The organism is Vibrio sp. 10N.222.46.A1 (genome assembly GCF_041473595.1).
In the GTDB taxonomy this organism is placed as follows: Bacteria; Pseudomonadota; Gammaproteobacteria; order Enterobacterales; family Vibrionaceae; genus Vibrio; species Vibrio tasmaniensis_A.
Map to the genome: position 1 here is coordinate 1 of NZ_JBFRSN010001206.1, position 2,090 is coordinate 2,090.

A 2,090-nucleotide genomic window follows, 5' to 3' on the forward strand; every position below is an offset into this window, starting at 1 on the left:
GGGAAAGAGTATGGCTTTTTCTCGCTGCTTCAATTGTTAAGACCAGATATTATCAACGCTAGGAAAATGTCTGAACATGAAATGCGTCCATTTGTGAAAGATGTCTTAATCCGAAACAACAAACAGTCGGTGACGGATATGAATGGCGAGCGACTTTTCAAGCCATTAACGGTTTCCTCACGAACTTATGCGTACAGTGAACAAGAGCAGAACTTCTACGATCTACTCACGAAGTTCATCGTTTCTGGTCAGGCATATGCCTCCTCATTGAGTTCTCGAGATCAGCGAGCGGTAAAATTAGTACTAACAGCGATGCAAAAGCTGGCTTCAAGCTCTGTTGCTGCTATCGAGCGAGCATTAAAAGGTAGGATTGAGAAACAAAAACAAGGTCAGAAGCGACTTGAAGATATCGAACAGTTACAAAGTGAGTTAACTGAACAGTTAGAAGTGGATGATTTGGGAGCTGCAACCCCTAGTTTTGCTGAAGAGCTGGCTCTTTTAGAAATTGAATTTATCGAAACCTCGACTCGTGTTCAGTTAATGACTGATGAACTTCCACGTATTAAGGAGCTGCTGCAAGCCTGTCAGGATGTTGAATTTGAAACTCGAATTACGACTATTTTAGATATTCTGGAGACAGAGTTTAAAGATAGAACCGTTGTGTTCTTTACTGAGTACAAAGCAACACAGTCTCTATTGATGGGGGCGTTAAACAAAAAATATGGGGACGGTTGTGTAACTTTCATCAACGGCGAAAACAAGTTGTATAACGTGGCTACTCAACAAGGAGAGAGTGCCGATTACAATACAGACCGTTATACAGCCGCAAAAATGTTCAATGAAGGCAAAGTGCGTTTTATTATCTCTACTGAGGCTGGTGGGGAGGGGATTGATCTTCAAAAGAACAGCTACTCCATGATCCATGTAGATTTACCCTGGAACCCTATGAGGCTTCATCAGCGTGTAGGACGTCTCAACCGTTACGGGCAACAAATGCCAGTGGAAGTCATTACGTTACGGAATCCAGATACAGTAGAATCCCGCATTTGGGATTTACTAAATTCAAAGATTGACCTGATAATGCGCTCAGTTGTTGGTGCAATGGATGAACCAGAAAATCTTATGGAGCTTATCCTGGGTATGGCTGATAGTTCCCTCTTTAATGAGCTATTTGCAGAAGCTGTTATACGGGATAATCCAGACTCATTGGCTTCTTGGTTTGACCATAAAACTAAAACGTTTGGTGGAGAATCTATTGTACAGAAGGTGCAGGATTTAACAGGACGAGCCGAACGGTTTGATTATCAGGACTTAGAGGATGTTCCTCGTTTGGATCTTGCTGACATGAAGCCATTTTTTACCCAAATGTTGGCTATGAATCAGAGACGCTACAAGTTTGACGAGCTAGGTGGGATGTCATTTATTACTCCCGTTAGTTGGTTAGGTGAGTTCCGAACCAAGCGATCTTACGACCAGATCTACTTTGACCGTAAAGCTAAGCAAATAGATAGCCAAGCAGATATTATGGGGTTCGGCCATCCGATGTTGTCTAAGGCAATTGCTCAAGGTGAACAAATTTCGGGAAGCTTTACTTACGTTGAAAACCTAGCGAATGATTTGATTATATTCAAGGTTCAGGACCAAATCACAGGTACAGATGCGTCGGTGAAAAGCAGCATAGTTGGAATTACAGTTGATGCGGAGATGCATTGCTATATTTTGAAAGATGAAGAGCTAATTCATTTGTTAAACGATATTGTGAAAAGTAGCGCTTTAGAAGGTGTGGGGAAAGAGCATAGTGAAATGCTATCTACTCTTGAAGTTGCAAAAGGTTTCTTGTCTGAGCATGTATCTCGCCTAGGGTTACCGTATAAATTGCCTGCTTTAGAGCCTTTGACTGCCTTTTATAAAGCTTAAAAGTTAAAGATATACCTTAATCTATAACTCAAATTGTACTTACTAAGAGCTGGGAGCGTAGTATTTTATTGCTCTAGACTAGGTGGCATGAGGTAGTTTTTAGGTCAGTTTTTTCCAAAGTAACACCAGAAGTAACATCTTAAAACTCTATTTTTATATTATTTAATTTAATC

Annotated in this window: 1 protein-coding gene; it reads left to right on the plus strand. The window is 40.7% G+C overall.

From position 1 onward, the window contains the following. Positions 1–1,917 (plus strand): helicase-related protein (locus AB4496_RS25225; RefSeq protein WP_372132568.1); only part of this gene is annotated, 1,917 nt, incomplete at its 5' end. Positions 1,918–2,090 lie beyond the last annotated feature (173 nt).